The 14,430-nt window shown below is 58.6% G+C and carries 18 protein-coding genes; 11 read left to right on the top strand and 7 right to left on the bottom strand.

The annotated features are described in order from the left end of the window. Window positions 1-143 precede the first annotated feature (143 nt). The gene (locus tag D0Z70_RS03425; RefSeq protein ID WP_119743978.1) at window positions 144-449 is read left to right on the top strand and encodes a conjugal transfer protein TraD; all 306 of its coding nucleotides are present in this window, start codon (window positions 144-146) and stop codon (window positions 447-449) included. Window positions 450-471: 22 nt separating this feature from the next. Beyond that, a complete protein-coding gene (locus D0Z70_RS03430; RefSeq protein WP_119743979.1) occupies window positions 472-702 on the top strand; it encodes a conjugal transfer protein TraD in 231 nt (76 codons plus the stop codon). Here the strand turns inward: D0Z70_RS03430 and D0Z70_RS03435 are convergent. Then, window positions 699-2,213 (bottom strand): HEPN domain-containing protein, encoded by a 1,515-nt coding sequence (locus tag D0Z70_RS03435; RefSeq protein WP_119743980.1) that lies wholly within the window; start codon window positions 2,211-2,213, stop codon window positions 699-701. The genes D0Z70_RS03430 and D0Z70_RS03435 overlap by 4 nt on opposite strands. Next, window positions 2,210-2,854 (bottom strand): hypothetical protein, encoded by a 645-nt coding sequence (locus tag D0Z70_RS03440; protein ID WP_119743981.1) that lies wholly within the window; start codon window positions 2,852-2,854, stop codon window positions 2,210-2,212. The genes D0Z70_RS03435 and D0Z70_RS03440 overlap by 4 nt, the downstream gene beginning before the upstream one ends. A 180-nt stretch (window positions 2,855-3,034) precedes the next feature. Between D0Z70_RS03440 and D0Z70_RS24800 the strand changes: the two genes are divergently transcribed. The 3 genes from D0Z70_RS24800 (at window position 3,035) to D0Z70_RS03450 (ending at window position 5,398) form a co-directional block, all read left to right on the top strand. Further along, complete coding sequence (locus D0Z70_RS24800) at window positions 3,035-3,181, top strand: hypothetical protein (protein ID WP_182913834.1); 147 nt, start codon at window positions 3,035-3,037, stop codon at window positions 3,179-3,181. Between the two features lie 315 nt (window positions 3,182-3,496). Beyond that, complete coding sequence (locus D0Z70_RS03445; protein ID WP_239018793.1) at window positions 3,497-4,714, top strand: DUF262 domain-containing protein; 1,218 nt, start codon at window positions 3,497-3,499, stop codon at window positions 4,712-4,714. Window positions 4,715-4,717: 3 nt separating this feature from the next. Continuing rightward, entirely contained in the window at window positions 4,718-5,398 is a 681-nt protein-coding gene (locus tag D0Z70_RS03450; protein WP_119743983.1) for a hypothetical protein, read from the top strand. A 108-nt stretch (window positions 5,399-5,506) separates the two neighbouring features. Here D0Z70_RS03450 and D0Z70_RS03455 read toward each other — a convergent pair whose 3' ends face one another. Next, window positions 5,507-5,797, bottom strand: a complete 291-nt coding sequence (locus D0Z70_RS03455) for a type II toxin-antitoxin system RelE/ParE family toxin (RefSeq protein WP_119743984.1) — start codon at window positions 5,795-5,797, stop codon at window positions 5,507-5,509. After that, entirely contained in the window at window positions 5,794-6,099 is a 306-nt protein-coding gene (locus D0Z70_RS03460; protein WP_021316614.1) for a type II toxin-antitoxin system RelB/DinJ family antitoxin, read from the bottom strand. Before D0Z70_RS03460 ends, D0Z70_RS03455 begins: the two co-directional genes overlap by 4 nt. 592 nt (window positions 6,100-6,691) lie before the next feature. Here D0Z70_RS03460 and tnpA point away from each other — a divergent pair. The 3 genes from tnpA (at window position 6,692) to tnpC (ending at window position 9,228) form a co-directional block, all read left to right on the top strand. Continuing rightward, window positions 6,692-7,063, top strand: a complete 372-nt coding sequence (gene tnpA / locus D0Z70_RS03465) for an IS66-like element accessory protein TnpA (RefSeq protein WP_096064084.1) — start codon at window positions 6,692-6,694, stop codon at window positions 7,061-7,063. Further along, a complete protein-coding gene (tnpB, locus tag D0Z70_RS03470; protein ID WP_096064083.1) occupies window positions 7,060-7,407 on the top strand; it encodes an IS66 family insertion sequence element accessory protein TnpB in 348 nt (115 codons plus the stop codon). Before tnpA ends, tnpB begins: the two co-directional genes overlap by 4 nt. Window positions 7,408-7,527: 120 nt before the next feature. Beyond that, entirely contained in the window at window positions 7,528-9,228 is a 1,701-nt protein-coding gene (gene tnpC, locus D0Z70_RS03475) for an IS66 family transposase (RefSeq protein WP_119743985.1), read from the top strand. A 4-nt stretch (window positions 9,229-9,232) separates the two neighbouring features. On the opposite strand, the gene D0Z70_RS03480 is transcribed toward tnpC, so the two are convergent. Next, window positions 9,233-9,502, bottom strand: coding sequence for a DUF6429 family protein (locus tag D0Z70_RS03480; RefSeq protein ID WP_096064123.1), 270 nt, complete (start codon window positions 9,500-9,502; stop codon window positions 9,233-9,235). A gap of 130 nt (window positions 9,503-9,632) precedes the next feature. On the opposite strand from D0Z70_RS03480, the gene D0Z70_RS03485 reads away from it, so the two are divergent. Continuing rightward, entirely contained in the window at window positions 9,633-9,848 is a 216-nt protein-coding gene (locus tag D0Z70_RS03485) for a helix-turn-helix transcriptional regulator (RefSeq protein WP_119743986.1), read from the top strand. Beyond that, window positions 9,845-10,039 (top strand): helix-turn-helix domain-containing protein, encoded by a 195-nt coding sequence (locus D0Z70_RS03490; protein WP_119743987.1) that lies wholly within the window; start codon window positions 9,845-9,847, stop codon window positions 10,037-10,039. Before D0Z70_RS03485 ends, D0Z70_RS03490 begins: the two co-directional genes overlap by 4 nt. Here D0Z70_RS03490 and D0Z70_RS03495 read toward each other — a convergent pair. Beyond that, window positions 10,014-11,324 carry a tyrosine-type recombinase/integrase gene (locus tag D0Z70_RS03495; RefSeq protein ID WP_239018795.1) on the bottom strand — a complete coding sequence of 437 codons (1,311 nt, stop codon included), beginning with the start codon at window positions 11,322-11,324 and terminating at the stop codon, window positions 10,014-10,016. The genes D0Z70_RS03490 and D0Z70_RS03495 overlap by 26 nt on opposite strands. A 169-nt stretch (window positions 11,325-11,493) precedes the next feature. After that, the gene (locus D0Z70_RS03500) at window positions 11,494-11,769 is read right to left on the bottom strand and encodes a hypothetical protein (RefSeq protein WP_147418731.1); all 276 of its coding nucleotides are present in this window, start codon (window positions 11,767-11,769) and stop codon (window positions 11,494-11,496) included. A 63-nt stretch (window positions 11,770-11,832) separates the two neighbouring features. Here D0Z70_RS03500 and D0Z70_RS03505 point away from each other — a divergent pair, with 63 nt between their 5' ends. After that, window positions 11,833-14,271 carry a calcium-binding protein gene (locus D0Z70_RS03505; RefSeq protein WP_275402205.1) on the top strand — a complete coding sequence of 813 codons (2,439 nt, stop codon included), beginning with the start codon at window positions 11,833-11,835 and terminating at the stop codon, window positions 14,269-14,271. Window positions 14,272-14,430: the final 159 nt, after the last annotated feature.

The raw sequence follows: 14,430 nt of genomic DNA on the forward strand, positions 1-14,430 counted from the left end.
ACGTCGGAACGACGTATAAGCGCGCCCTTCTCGAAAATTTCTCGGTCGGGACTAGGCCGTGTCAGGCTGTCCCGGCGACTCTACTGCGCTTGCGGAGCGATCATCTTATCATAGCGTCATCGTCACTCAATGGAGACTTTGCGATGCGCAAACCCCGCGATTTTGATTCGGAACTCAAAGCCCTGGCTGACAAGGCCAAGGCGCTCAGGGAACGGCGCGTGCGCCAGCTTGGCGAACTGGTGACGGCGACCGGGGCCGACGCACTTGATGCCGATATACTGGCCGGGGCGCTGCTCCATGCCGCTACGGTGAAGGACGCAGCGACAAAGGAGGGATGGCGCAAGGCGGGCACGGCGTTCTTTCTCGGCAAAGGCGGCAAGCCTGCGAGCGGACCTTCTGACCAGCAAAGCGGCACTCGCCCGCTCGACGGCGGCGCGGCATCGGCTTGAGGCTCGGAAGGCGCGAACCGACATGCGGGACTGGGCCATTGCTCGGCGTGAACGCACCCGGCACCTGATCGAATTGGGCGGCCTCGTCGTCAAGGCCGGGCTGGTCGATCTGACCGACGATGACCGCGCCACGCTCTACGGCGCATTCCTCACCGTTGCCGACAGACTGCGCGGGGAGGAACGCGCCAACGCGCTTGCCCTCTGGAAGCGCAAGGGCAAGCGGGCCTTCGAAGCGGAACAGGACGGCGGTTAGCGCGAAACTGACAAGCGCACATTGCTGTCGGGTTCCGCCTGATACTCGACCATCGCCGCTATTGGTGGGCTGCTCTTGTCGCAATAGCGCACGGTGATGAAGTTTTCTCGGATCGCAGGGCACAGGCCGGAGCCATAGAGAATGTCCGCCAGCGCGTCGAAGGTCGTCGCCTTGGCGCGATAGGCTCCGGTCCACCGCACGGTCCAAATATCTTCATTGGCCTTGACCCGGTAGCCCGCCCTCTGCGCAACGTCCATGACAGCGCCAAGCACCGTGTCCGCGCGCACGTCGAAGTCGAGCACGGCGGACAGGTCGGCGGGTTCGGAACGGACAGGCTGCGCGGACTTCACCCGCCATAGCGTTGCCTCGGCACCCGCCATGAAGAAGGACAGGCAGACAATCGCCAAGGGCAGATGGTCAACCCAGCCCATGAACCTGTCGGAGCGCCAGAACCGTCGGAGCGGAATGAGCGGATTCCATCGGCCCTGCGGCGGGGCGGCACGTCGCACGATCCGCCATGTCCGTTGCAGCATGTTTGCACGGCGAGGAGGCTGGGAAAAGGCTATCGCAGTTGTCGGCTCGCCGGGTGGCGGAAGCATCAGCACTGGCAGGCTTGCGGCAAGCGACGCCTGATAATCCGCGACGGCGCACGCTGCCCGTTCCTGCAATATCTCCACCCGGTCGAACGCCCATGCCAGTTCCTCACCCGAAATGCGGTAGGATCGCCCATAGCGTGCTTCGACATAGGCGCGGCGAATGCAGCCAAACGCGCGCCGCTCAAACCGGCTGTCGCGCGGCCATGCCGAACACAGACGCGGGTCCAGCGCTTCCGCCGCCTCGCGCAGTTCATCCAGCGCATGGGTGCGCGGGGCGTGGAGGCTGATCGACCGCAATACGCACAGATAGAAATGCTCGCACGCCTGATGCAGCATCAGCGCCGCCATCGGCGCATCGCCCCGGTCCCGATAGAAAGCCGCGCCCGCTTGAAATCCGGTTCCGCGCTTATGCCACCGGATAAACTCAGCCACACCCCGGATCGCCCGTTCCCGCACCGGCAAGTGACGCGGCTCTTTCAACCGCAAGCCTTCCATCTGGTATAGCGCGATACCCTGCTCGGCGATGGTGACAAAATGCGGGACGCCATCGACAAGCGCGCCGTTGATCCGCTCAAGGCTTTCCACGCTCAGCCGCACCGGGCGGGTAATTTCGCCATGCTCCCATGCGCGTCGCAGCCGGTCGCGCACCAGCCGCCAGTCGCGTTCGCTCCGGGCAAGGCGGGGATAGTTGACGAGCGCCAGCAGGCGGAACGCTTCCCCCGGCGCAACATCTTCCCAATCTTTCTCGGCATGAGGACCGTGCAGGATTAGGGTAAGGATGCGGCCCGCCCGGAAATGTTCAGAACATCGGCCTTTGGTCGTCTCCTCGAAGGCCTCGAACAGGATCGTGGTGACGTGGAGAAGCTCATCCGTGATTGGTGCGGGCAGATGGTCGGCATCGGTGCGCAGCATCATGACCGCGCCTCCTGTGGGCGGCGCTGGCAACCCCTCGGGCGAGAGTGGCCGGTGACATCATGCACGCGATCCACCAAGGCACGCACAAGGGGCGTAATCGTGGCGGGAATAAACCCGCCCGTGCGAGGGCGGTCTTCCTCCCAATCATGATAGTGATAGCCCCATTTCCAATAGGGCGAGAGAACCGCCGCCAGCCGCGCCATGTCGGGGCAATCATGACCAAAGCCGCAGGCATTGGCGTAGGCCAGCGCTTTGGCGATGTCCTGCTTGATGTGGCTAGCGTTCCACGTATCGGCAAAGCCCACGTCCAGCAGGTAGGCGCACAGGGCCTGCTGGGTCACGAAACCGGCCTGATGCAGCGCTTCCCTTGCAAATCGCGGCTCGGTGGGGAAATCCGCTTCCAGCGTGGTCATCCAGCGTTCCGCATTGTGATAGCGGAAGCGGCTTATGCTCCGGCCATCTTTCGTCCGCACAAGCTTCGCGGGTTCGTCTTCGTAGCGTTGGTGAAGCGCCCCCAGTGCGCCACCCCAGGGCGAGGCAATTGCCGATGCGGCAACCAGCGCGATGGTCAGTGCGCGCAGCAGTGCGCGGCGCGACGTGGCGATCTTCGAATCACCCGAGAGAGAATCGGATAAGGTCATCGGCCTACCTTCCTCATTTTACTGTCACGAACGCATCAAGAGGCATTCGCGGCCCTAAGCGGCGCCGCTTATAACATAAAAGGGAGGCAATGTTCAATAACCGGTGCCGGTTATTCTGGTTCTGATTGAACAGGTGCCAAGCACGGTTACGACACAAGCATGGGAAGGCCACCGCTCAACGTGAAATCGACGAACATCCGACTGCCCGAAGGTCTCGGCGAACGGATTGACAAGTTGGTGGGGCGGCAGCGCCGCGCAGCCTTTATTCGGGAAGTGCTGGAGCGCGAGGTCGAACGCCGCGAGAACGAGCAGGGTAAGGCTGGCTAGGTGTCATTCCACCCTCACAAAAACCCGAAACGGTGATTGTCGGACACCAGGTAATGGTCAGTTCCGTTGCAGAGATTTATGGACCACCGCGAACGTCTGAGGTTTATAGCCAAAAATCTCTGACAGCCGGCAATGCGCCACTTGTTGCCATGCAGCGGCCGAATTTCGTTTCCTGACAGATGCCTCTCGGTGAGGCTCCGTTATCCAATGCGACAGGATTAGCTGCCGAGCCCTCCGCAGGTTCATGCAATTTGATCCCAACCTGCGGGCATCGACATGCAATCCCCTCTGGCCGGCAATTGCCATGTTAGTTGATTGGCCGAGCCACTGCCGTATATCGGCTTCGGATCGAGAGGGTTTGTTATGTCTGATGACGTACTGATTGAAGAAAATCTTGAAGAGGAACTTCAAGATTTAGAGGTCTCCGGAGATTGGTCGCGTGGTGCCGTTCTTTGGTCGACTGATTGGACGACGGAAACGGTGATTTCGCAGCTAGATAAGCAAAATATCGATCTTGATCCTAGCTTCCAGCGCCGTTCCGCGTGGGACGAGAAAAAGCAGAGCCTTTTTATCGAATCGTTAGCGTTGGGTCTGCCCATCCCCCAACTTATCTTGGCTGAAAATCGGAAGAAGCGGGGTTCTTTCATCGTCATTGACGGTAAGCAAAGATTGCTAGCATTGCGCCGTTTTGGTTCGACTAAGCCCAACACGGGCTTCACCCCGTTGAAGCTACGCGGCCTTCAAAAGCTAAAAAATCTCAACGGCAAAACCTATGCTGACATGCAGCAAGATTTAGGTCTAGATGATGATCGAGCCGCGTTTGAAAACAGCAGTATTAGAACGATCATCATCAGAAATGCAGATCAGGAAGAATACCTGTACGAAGTTTTCTTACGTATCAATACGGGTTCTGTACAACTCTCGCCCCAAGAGCTACGACAAGCATTACATCCCGGTCCATTCTCTACCTTCGTCAACGAAGCGTCTGCAGCGTCGCAAGAATTGCGCGCCACGTTGAAACTGAAGGAGCCGGATTTTCGTATGCGTGATGCCGAAATATTACTCCGGTTCTTGGCATATAGTAACTTCATTGATACATATGCTGGCAACCTTAAGGTGTTTCTCGATAGAACGACCGAAGCTCTTAATGATGATTGGCCTACGAGAGAGGTCGAATTACGCACGCAAGTGACCGAATTCGAAAATGCGCTTGAATTTACCCGGAATGCTTTTGGAGATAAGTTCTATCTTCGAAAATGGAATGGCAAAGAATTTGAAAGCAAAAAGAATCGCGCGGTTTTCGATATCATGCTGCACTATTTTTCGGATCAAACCATCCGACAGGCACTTGCAGGAAAAGAAAAGGATATAACCGACGCATTTGTGAAGTTGTGCGATCAAGACGATTTTCGCTCATCATTGGAAACGACCACAAAATCAATTGAAGCAAACCGAATTAGGTTTAATCGCTGGGGTGATGCCGTACAGGCTCTATCGGGAGTCGATACGAGCAGTAAGAAATTTACGGGTTAACCCATGGCATCGATAGAATATCGATCGTTAACACAGTCGATTTCCGAGCTTGAAGGCGATCTTTTAAACTTTGAGGTGAAGGTTGTAGACCCCTACTCAACTGAGGAGCTTCTGAAGTGTCAAGCCTATGTGATTTTTTCACATGCTGAAATCCAAGTCTACTGGGAAAAAGTAGCGCGCCGGATACTCCGAGAAGCGGAGTACAGGTGGCACAGTAGCAATTCGATTGATCGAGTTATCGCATCGCTTCTTGCGTTCAGGAGAACGGAGAGAGTCGCGATACCTGAAAATCCTTCGCAACCATCGGCTAATGCCGATCTTGCAAAGTTAATTGAATACGCGATAGCAAAGCAAAAAGAAGCGATTGATGGTAACAACGGAATAAAGAGCGCAAATTTGGCTAATTTGCTCTGCCCACTTGGCATGATGAAAGATAACTTCTCGCCAACTTTTTTAATACAATCAGATCAGACGGGGAGGAAGCGTGGCGATCTTGTCCACAAATCCAGCAGCGTCTCGATGAGAACGATCCGCGATCCTTTCAGCGATGAGAAAAGTGATATTGATAAGCTCTTGGCTGAAATTGAGTTGGTGGACGGGAGTCTAGAGCGCATGGGCTTACTATCTGTTTCAGTGGTTTCGCCCGCAGTTCCAAACTCGTTGAACCCGGTAGAAGCAGAGTAATTGCGATTGAAACCGCCGCCGGCCGAACGGCAGCTACCCCAGCGTCGATGCTCCAAACCCGCCATTCGCCTACCGGCCATCGTGCACCGACGGTGGGTATCTGGCAGCTTACTGCGGCATGTCGTGGGGCCACATGCGTGCGCCATGGATTACGCGAAGGACGCGCACGGTATCCCCGATGATCTGGTAAGGTGCGATATAGGGCGTGCGCGCGATCACCAATTCGCGCGTGCCTTCGATCCGACCCGGACGCCCGCTATTCGGGAAATCTTTGAGGCGCCGGGCTGCTGCCTCGATCCGATCATCCACATCGGCGGCGGCCTGCGGATTATCCTCGGCAATCCAAATGAATATCGCCAGACGATCAGTCGTCGCCCGATTGGACCAAGCGAGTTTCATTGCACCGGCTTGATGCCCTTTCGCGCGTTCGCGCGAAGCTCAGCAAATCGCGCAGAAACCTCGGCGTCGTCAATGTCGGGCCGATCATCGTCCAGCGCCTCCTGCACTCGCGCCCGGAACCACTGGTCATAGGCTTGCCGCTCTACCAGCAGTTCCATGGGGGCAACGCCCTCCCGCGCGGTGCGGGTCAGAAGGATGCGCACGGCGTCTGATACCGTGAGCCCCATCCGCTCAAACACGGCGGAGGCACGGTCCTTCACGTCCGAATCGATTCGGGTCTGAATAAGCGCGTTGTTGGCCATGGGATCACTCCTTCGGCTCACATGTAATTCAATCGCATGACAATGGCCATCGGGAAACCGCAGAGTCCTTTGGTGCAAGTGCCACTACAATGTGCAAATCGGCACTGAAATGCCGAAAGCGGCAGTGTAGTGCCTACTTCCGGAACTCTACTGCCTATCCCCTTGCGCGACAGCAGAAAGCGAGACAGCATACGTCCCGGAGGCATAGCACAAGACGGCTTGGCGGGTCGTCAACAAGAGGTCCGCCATGGCGTGCGACTCGAACAGGTCGATTGCTATCATTTCGAGGGCTAAGCGCCCGCTGCTGGCCCTTGCAAGGCACTGCCCTGCCCAATCCCGGCAAAAGGCGACCGCCGCTTGCCGTCTGGGGCCACCGATGATCCGCTATTGCCGCCACATGCGCGAAATCTCCGCCGATCCTCGACATTTGCCGCCGTAGGCCCGCCATAGCCCTATGCGCGCCGATTGCCCCTTGCGGGCAGAGGGACGGCCCGCATTGTTCAACGTACGCATCCGTTGAGCGTCGCCTTGCCCGGGACGTGACAGACCGCTCTTAAGGTCGCTCTTGAGCGCGGTCGTAGGAGCGGTTTTTGTGGGTCAGATCACGGTTTTCGGCGGGCCTGAGCGTCGGCGGCGCTGGCATGATGACGAGCGGGCGAAGATTCTGTCCGAGGCCTTTTCTCCTGGCGCCTGCGTGGCGCGTGTAGCTCGCCAGCATGATGTATCGACGGCGCTGATTTACACCTGGCGCCGCAAAGCGTGCCAAGCGTCTGGCGTGGCGGGCTCTTCAACTGCGGCGCAGGTCGGCTTCGTCGAAGCAGTCGTGCTTGATGACGGAGGCAGCAAGCAGGCACCTTCGCCGCCAGCTGTCGTGGTGGATCTGCCTGGCGGGCGGCGTGTGAATATCTACGCATCGGCGCCGCCCGGCGTGGCTGCCGCTGTTCTGAAGGCGCTGATCCGATGATCCCGGTTCCGAGCGGAGGCAAAGTCTGGCTCGCGTTAGGCCACACTGACATGCGCAAGGGGATGCGGTCGCTCGCGTTGCAGGTTCAGGAGGCCTTGAACAAGGACGTCCATGCTGGCGACCTGTATGTCTTTCGGGGCCGGAGCGGATCGCTGTGCAAAATCCTGTGGCATGACGGCCTCGGGATGTCATTATTCGCGAAGCGTTTGGAAAGAGGACGTTTTGTCTGGCCCGCCGCAAAGGACGGAACGGTGGCCATCTCGGCATCGGCGATGGCCTGCCTGCTCGAGGGTATAGACTGGCGTAACCCCCGGGAGACCTGGCGCCCGACCCAGGTTGGCTGATCCACCGCGTCAATCAAGGTGCGAGAAATCCCGCCTGTCCGGGCGCATTGGTGAGACAAAATACGCGGGAAAACTGGCTTAAATCCTGGGGTTTGCGGCAGGTTCGTGCTATAGAAAAGCATGCCTGCAAGCGACCCGTCCGACGATCTCATCCAGCTTCGCGCTCAGTTTGCGGTCGTTCAGGAACGGGCCGATAAGGCCGAGGCTGAGGTCGCCATCGTTCAGGAACAGGCCCAGGCCAGATTGCTCGAGGCCGAAGCACGGGTTGCCAAAGTCTGGGCAATCAACGCTGATCTGCTGGCCCGCAACGCCCACCTCGAGCTGATGAACGAGACAATGCGCCGCGACAAATACGGCGCGAGCTCCGAGCGCAGCCGGCGCCTGCTGGGTCAGCTCGAACTGACCTTCGAGGAACTCGAGGCCAATGCCAGCGAGGCCGAACTGCTCGGCCAAATTGCGGCCGACAAGACCACCGCGGTCGCAGCGTTCACCCGCAAGCGGTCCACGCGCCGCGACTTCCCGGCCGACGTTCCGCGCGAGAAGGTCGTCATCCCAGCGCCAGAGCTTTGCCCGTGCTGCGGCTCGGACGATCTTAGCCATCTGCCCCCGGTGATCACCGAAACGCTCGAGAGAATACCGGCCCGCCACAAGGTGATCCAGACGGTCCGGGAGAAGGTCTCGTGCCGTAAGTGCGAGAAGATCAGCCAGCCACCAGCGCCCTTCCACGTGACGCCGCGCGGGATGTTCGGGCCGCACTTCCTGGCAAACCTCGCCTTCCAGAAGTACGGTCTGCACCAGCCTCTCAACAGCCAGCGTGACCGGCTCGAGGCCGAGGGCATCCCCTTGAGCCTCTCGACGCTCGCGGATCAGATCGGCGCGATCTGCGTGGCGGTGAAACCCCTGTTCCTGCTGCTGGAGGCGCACGGGCTTGCCGCTGACCGCCTGCATGCAGACGACACCACCGTTCCACTTCTGGCCAAGCTGAAAACCAGCGTGGCGCGGATATGGGACTATGTGCGCGACGATCGCCCGTTCGGCGGCCCGGCCCCGCCAGTGGCACTGTGCTACTACTCCAGCGATCGCAGGGGCGAGCATCCCCGCGCCCACCTGGCCGGCTATACCGGTATTCTCCAGGTCGACAGGTATGCCGGCTTCAATGCCCTGTTCGAGGAAGGCTGGGCCGATAAGCCCATGACGCGCGCAAATTGCTGGGTTCATGCACGCCGGGAATTCTTCAAGCTCGTCGACATCCGGCAGCAGCTCAAGCGAAAGAAAAAGGGCACCGCGCCGCTCATCTCGCCGCTGGCGACCGAGGCGCTCGAGATCATCGATCGGCTCTTTGCCATCGAGCGCGGCATCAACGGCAAGCCTGCCGCCGAGCGCCTGGCCGTTCGCCAGGAGCTGTCCGCTCCGATCGTTGCCGAACTGGAGGCATGGATGCACGAGACGCGCAGCAAGCTCTCTCGTCACGATGCCGTGGCCAAGGCCATCGCCTACCTTCAGAACGACTGGGCGGGCTTCACCACATTCCTCGCCGATGGCCGGATATGTCTCTCAAACAACGCCGCGGAGCGCCAACTGCGCAGCGTTGCTCGAGGAAGGAAAGCATGGCTGTTCGTGGGCTCAGACCGTGGCGGCCAGCGTGCGGCGATGATGTTCAGCCTGTTCGGCACGGCTCGGCTCAACGACGTCGATCCGCTCGCCTGGTTCACCGACGTCCTCGCCCGGGTCGCCGACATCCCACAGAACCACCTTCACGAACTCCTGCCTTGGCATTGGAAAGCTGCTCAGCAGCAGGCCGCCGAGGAACTCGCCGCCTGAACTGTTAGACTGAGGGCTTGCGGCTTGCGCAGAACAGTCCCTGAAATAGCTGCTCGCAGCGCTCACGGCCGGCTGAGGTCAACACTACCGACTTCGCCTTGCCCACGGGATTGTGGATCAATCCTTGCTCGTACAAGCGTCCCAGTGCGCCCCAATCAAAGGACTTCCAGGCTCGACAGGTCCCTGACATCCGATCCAGGTCGTGCAGCGTCAAAAACATCAGAGCCAGGACCGCCTCATCAATCCGGTCGGTGTCTATATCCCACTCTTCCATAGGCAGCTCCTCGCGGCGCTGCCGATAATCTCACATCTTGACCCTCAGCTCCACTGCGTCTGCTATCGGATGCGTACTGTTCAACTCTCATGGGGGAAAGGCATAACTGGCGCATGTATGGAATAAGTCGATGTCCAACACTGATCGTATCATTCGATTGAAGACCGTTCTGGCCCGCACCGGGCTTTCCCGTTCCACCCTTTACCGCAAGATTGCGGACGGGACATTTCCCGCGCAAATCAGGATCAGCGTTCACGGCGCGGGCTGGCGGGAGTCGTCCGTCGAACGCTGGATGGCCGATCCTGTCAGCTATCGCGAGGAACGGGCTAGGAGCCACGTCCAATGACCGCGCTCCAGCCCCCCGATCCGATCTGCGTCCGCGTCAATGAAGCGGCGCGCATGATCAGCGTCGGTCGCACCAAGCTCTATGAACTGATCGCGGCTGGCGAGGTCGAAACGGTGAAGCTCGGCAAGGCAACCCGTATCACCACCGCCAGCCTGCACGATTTGGTCAGGCGGCAACGCGGGGCGCTGTAGGGTCGGACGCCGTTGCAGTGGCGTCCGACCCCTTGACGTTCTGTGTCTCTGTGCGGTCGAGATATTCGGCCCAACGCGCCATGAGGCTGCGCCGCTTGTCGAAAAAGTCGGTGCGGCGATAGGCGGCTTCAACCTTGTTGGGCAGCTTGTGCGCTAGCACCTTGTCGGCAACCTCCTTCGGGAAGCGCGTCCGTTCGGCTGCCCAATCGGTAAAGGATGAACGAAAGCCATGGACCGTAATTCCTGCGATTCCATCATCTCGCAACAGCTTGGTCATAGTTACATCGCTGATAGGCTTCTCGCCATTATGAGAGAACACAAGCCCAGTGTCGCTGGTGCGCTCGTTCCACCGTTTGCGTAGCAACGCTACAGCAGGCGCGGACAATGGCACGATATGGGTTTCCCGTGCCTTCATCCGTTCGCCTGGAATGGTCCAAATGCCCTTGTCCAAGTCAAACTCTGTCCAGACGGCAAAGCGCGTCTCGTTGGAGCGCACGGCATTGTAGATGGTAAAGCGCAGCGCGTCCCGGCCCGTTGTCGGCGCTGCCACCGCCAGCTTCTGCATAAGCGCTGGAACATCGGCATAGGGCATGGCCTCCATATGACCGCGCTTGTCGTTCTGGCGCGGAAGCCCTTTGCGAACGGAACGCAGCGACACTTCCCCCGGCACCCAGCCTTTGACGTGCGCAAAATCCAAAACAACGCTTATGCGCTGCAAAATGCGGCGGGCAGTTTCCGGAATTTCGAGCCAGATCGGCGCGAGCGCCTCGACCACGCAGGCGCTATCTACTTGATCTACCGGCTTCTTGCCGATCTTCGGGAACAGATGCTTTTCGAAGCTAGCGAGCCACTTCGCATGGTGCCCGCCATTCCAGCCTTCGCGTAACGTCTCGTGGCAAGTCCGAGTCGCGGCTTCGAAGTTGGGCACGATCTTTCGCGCCTTCCGCCGCTCGGCGACTGGATCAAAGCCCTCTCGGACTCGGCGACGTAGTGCTGCTGCTGCTTCGCGCGCCTCGGCTAGCGATACGTCCAACGCTGATCCCAGCCCATAGTCACGGCGTTGGCCGTGTCTCTGCATTCGCAGAACCCATGTCCGCGCCCCGCTGTCCTTCACGAGCAGGCAAAGGCCACGACTATCGGTATGGCGACCGGGTTTCGCGTTCTTAACTTTCAAAGTTGTTAGTGCCATCAGGTTCGGTTCCCTATTAGGGAATTTTCCGCCTGTGTTCCCACAAACTGGTCCCACATTTCGTAGCAAAAAATGATCCCACTGTTGTTCCCACATTTTGATGCGGGTTCAGACAAATCAGGGCGACCGACCGCGAACAGGCTACAACAAAAATCACCGATGTTACAATGTGCTTACGGACGCCATGAACCCGCATGACACGATACTTTTAGCGACTCCTCCGCTACCATTTTTCAACCACTTAGCAGCTACCATGTTGGCTCGTTTACAGGTGTTTTACACGCTGGGCGCGCCATTCGCTTTCTGCACCGATCATAAATTCGCTGCCTGACGCTCTGGCCTCCAGCTTTGACGTTTCACCCTGGGCGATGGCGCGGTCGAGCAGGTCGACTTGGCGGCGGTATTCCGTGACAATCTGCGGATGCAGGATGATGGCTGGTAAGGCTTCATGTTCGGCCAATATCGCTTCGACCTGAGCAAGGGATACTCGTCGGCATGACAGATCAAGACCAGCACAGATTATTGCGACATCACTGCCCATATACTTGCCGTAATGTTCTGGGAGGAATATAGCCGCGGTATATATGGTAGTGGGAGCAGGACGATGAGCAGTATCGGCTATGGACTGTATCTGGACCGTGAATCCAACACATTCGAAATCGCGGTAAATTACGATATTCCAGGATATGATGATCCTGAGACGGGCGAGCAATTTTACAGCACCAGCTGGAATTATTCTTTCAGCGACCAGTTTGGTGGTGGCGGTACGGGTAATTGGGGCGCTCCGTCGTCCGAGACAGTAATCATCTACATGGGCTTCCCTTCGGGCGAGGATGTGTCCGACGGCACACTCACCTTTTACGCGCAAAACGACTTTAGCGGCGTCAACATATCCATGACCCTGCACATCCTGAACGCCGGTATGGCGCGTACGGACAAGGTGATTTTGGGCACGACCGCTTCAGAGATCATCCTGTCCGGCTACGGCGCGGACGTGCTGCGCGGCTATGCCGGCGACGACTATCTGGATAGCGGAGACGGCGACGACATATTGGAGGGTGGTGACGGCAACGACCAACTCCGCGGCGGCGCTGGCAACGACATCATGACCGGCGGCATCGGCGACGATGAGTATATGGTCGATTCGGCTAGCGATGTCGTCGTCGAAACATCGAACGGTGGCGCTTCCGACTATGTCATCGCGAGCGTGAACTACACGCTCTCACCGCATGTCGAGGCCCTCTCGCTGGTGGGAGACGCACGCAACGGTTTCGGTAACGAACAGAATAACGATATCTATGGTAATTCTGCCGTCAATATTCTGGAAGGTCGCGGCGGCAATGATCGCCTCTACGGCAATGAAGGCAATGACACGCTGAAAGGTGGAAACGGCAACGATTCTTTGGACGGCGGCACTGGCAAGGATGTGATGGAAGGCGGCCTGGGCAACGACCAATATGTGATCGACCGCGCCGACGATGGCATCGTCGAACTTGCCGGTCAGGGCGTGGATGAAGCCCGTATCCTGGGGGTCGCGACCTATATTTTGGGCGCGAATGTCGAGAATATGACGAATATCGGTAATCTTGCGATCTTCACTGGCATCGGTAATTCACTTGCCAATACCATGTGGGGGAACAGCCAGACCGACAATTTTTTGGGTATGGTCGGCAACGACACGCTGATGGGCATGGCTGGCAACGACAGGCTGGAAGGTGGTGCGGGTGCTGACACGCTCAATGGCGGAGACGGGATCGACATTGCCAGCTATGCCAACGCGACGAGCGGTGTCACTGCCAACCTGTTGACCAACACCGGCACGCGCGGCGAGGCCAACGGGGACACATTCTTGTCGATTGAAGGACTGACTGGCAGCGCATTTGATGATGTGCTGACAGGCGACGCGGGCGGCAACAGACTAACCGGCGGCGCGGGCAATGATATATTGCGCGGCGGCGACGGCGATGACTGGCTGGCTGGCGGAGCAGGTGCGGACCGACTGGAAGGGGATGCAGGCGAAGACGGCGTTACCTATGACACATCGCTGGCTGGCGTCACCATAAACTTGCTGACCCAAAGCGTGTCCGGCGGTGATGCGCAGGGCGACACGTTGATCAGTATCAGCCGGGCCGAAGGCAGCAATTTTGCGGATGCACTCACGGGCACCAATGGCGACAACTGGCTTTTCGGGCGCGCCGGAAACGATGTCATCAACGGCTTGGACGGCGCCGATATCATCAGGGGCGGCGCCGGCGCAGACATAATGAACGGTGGTCTGGGCAACGATACGCTGGATTATACCGGTTCCAGCGCAGGCGTTATCGTGAACCTGGCGACACAGACCGGATCCGGCGGTGACGCGAACGGCGACACATTCACAGGTTTCGAGCGCGTGAAGGGTACGGCTTTTGCAGATACGCTGACGGGCGATAGCGGCGCCAACGTCCTGAACGGCGGCGCAGGCATCGACACATTATCAGGCGGCGATGGCAATGATACCATCATCGGAGGCGCAGGTACGGACGTCATGGACGGCGGTGCAGGCATCGATACGCTCAGCTATGCCGGATCGACCGAAAGCGTCTACATCAGCATGGGGGCCAATTTTGGCTATTTCGAAGCTGCTGGCGACAGCTTCGTCAATTTCGAAAATCTGGTCGGCGGATCCGCGCGGGACTATCTGTACGGCGACGACAATAACAACCGCATCGAAGGTGGGGCTGGTAACGACTGGCTTGGAGGCTTTGCAGGGAATGACACGCTTTATGGCGGCGCGGATTCCGACATCTTTCTTTTCGAATGGGGGCATGATGTTGAGCGCATCATGGACTTCGTACCTGGAGCAAGCTCAGGCGATGCACTCTTCATCAACCTGGGCGAGCCTTTCGATACCTTCGAGGAGGTCATGGCTGTGGGAGCCCAAGTCGGTGCCAATACCGTATTCACCTTCCTCCCCGGCCAGTCGCTGATCCTGAATGGCGTGAGCATGTCCAGTTTGACGGAACAGGATTTCGTTTTCCCGGTGCCTGAGGAGTTTTTCTGACGGTTGCCGTCAAGAACCAGCCGGTTGTGGTAGCAACGCGATTCACGTTCAGGCACAATTCGACACGTTGTGCATAAGTCCGCCCAGATTATTGACCGATAGAGGTGGCCAAATGTTTATCTGCTTCCTGTGCTGATGCGCGCTGGTAAACACCGGAAT

Origin of the sequence: Sphingobium terrigena (assembly GCF_003591655.1) — a bacterium.
Taxonomy (GTDB): Bacteria; Pseudomonadota; Alphaproteobacteria; order Sphingomonadales; family Sphingomonadaceae; genus Sphingobium; species Sphingobium terrigena.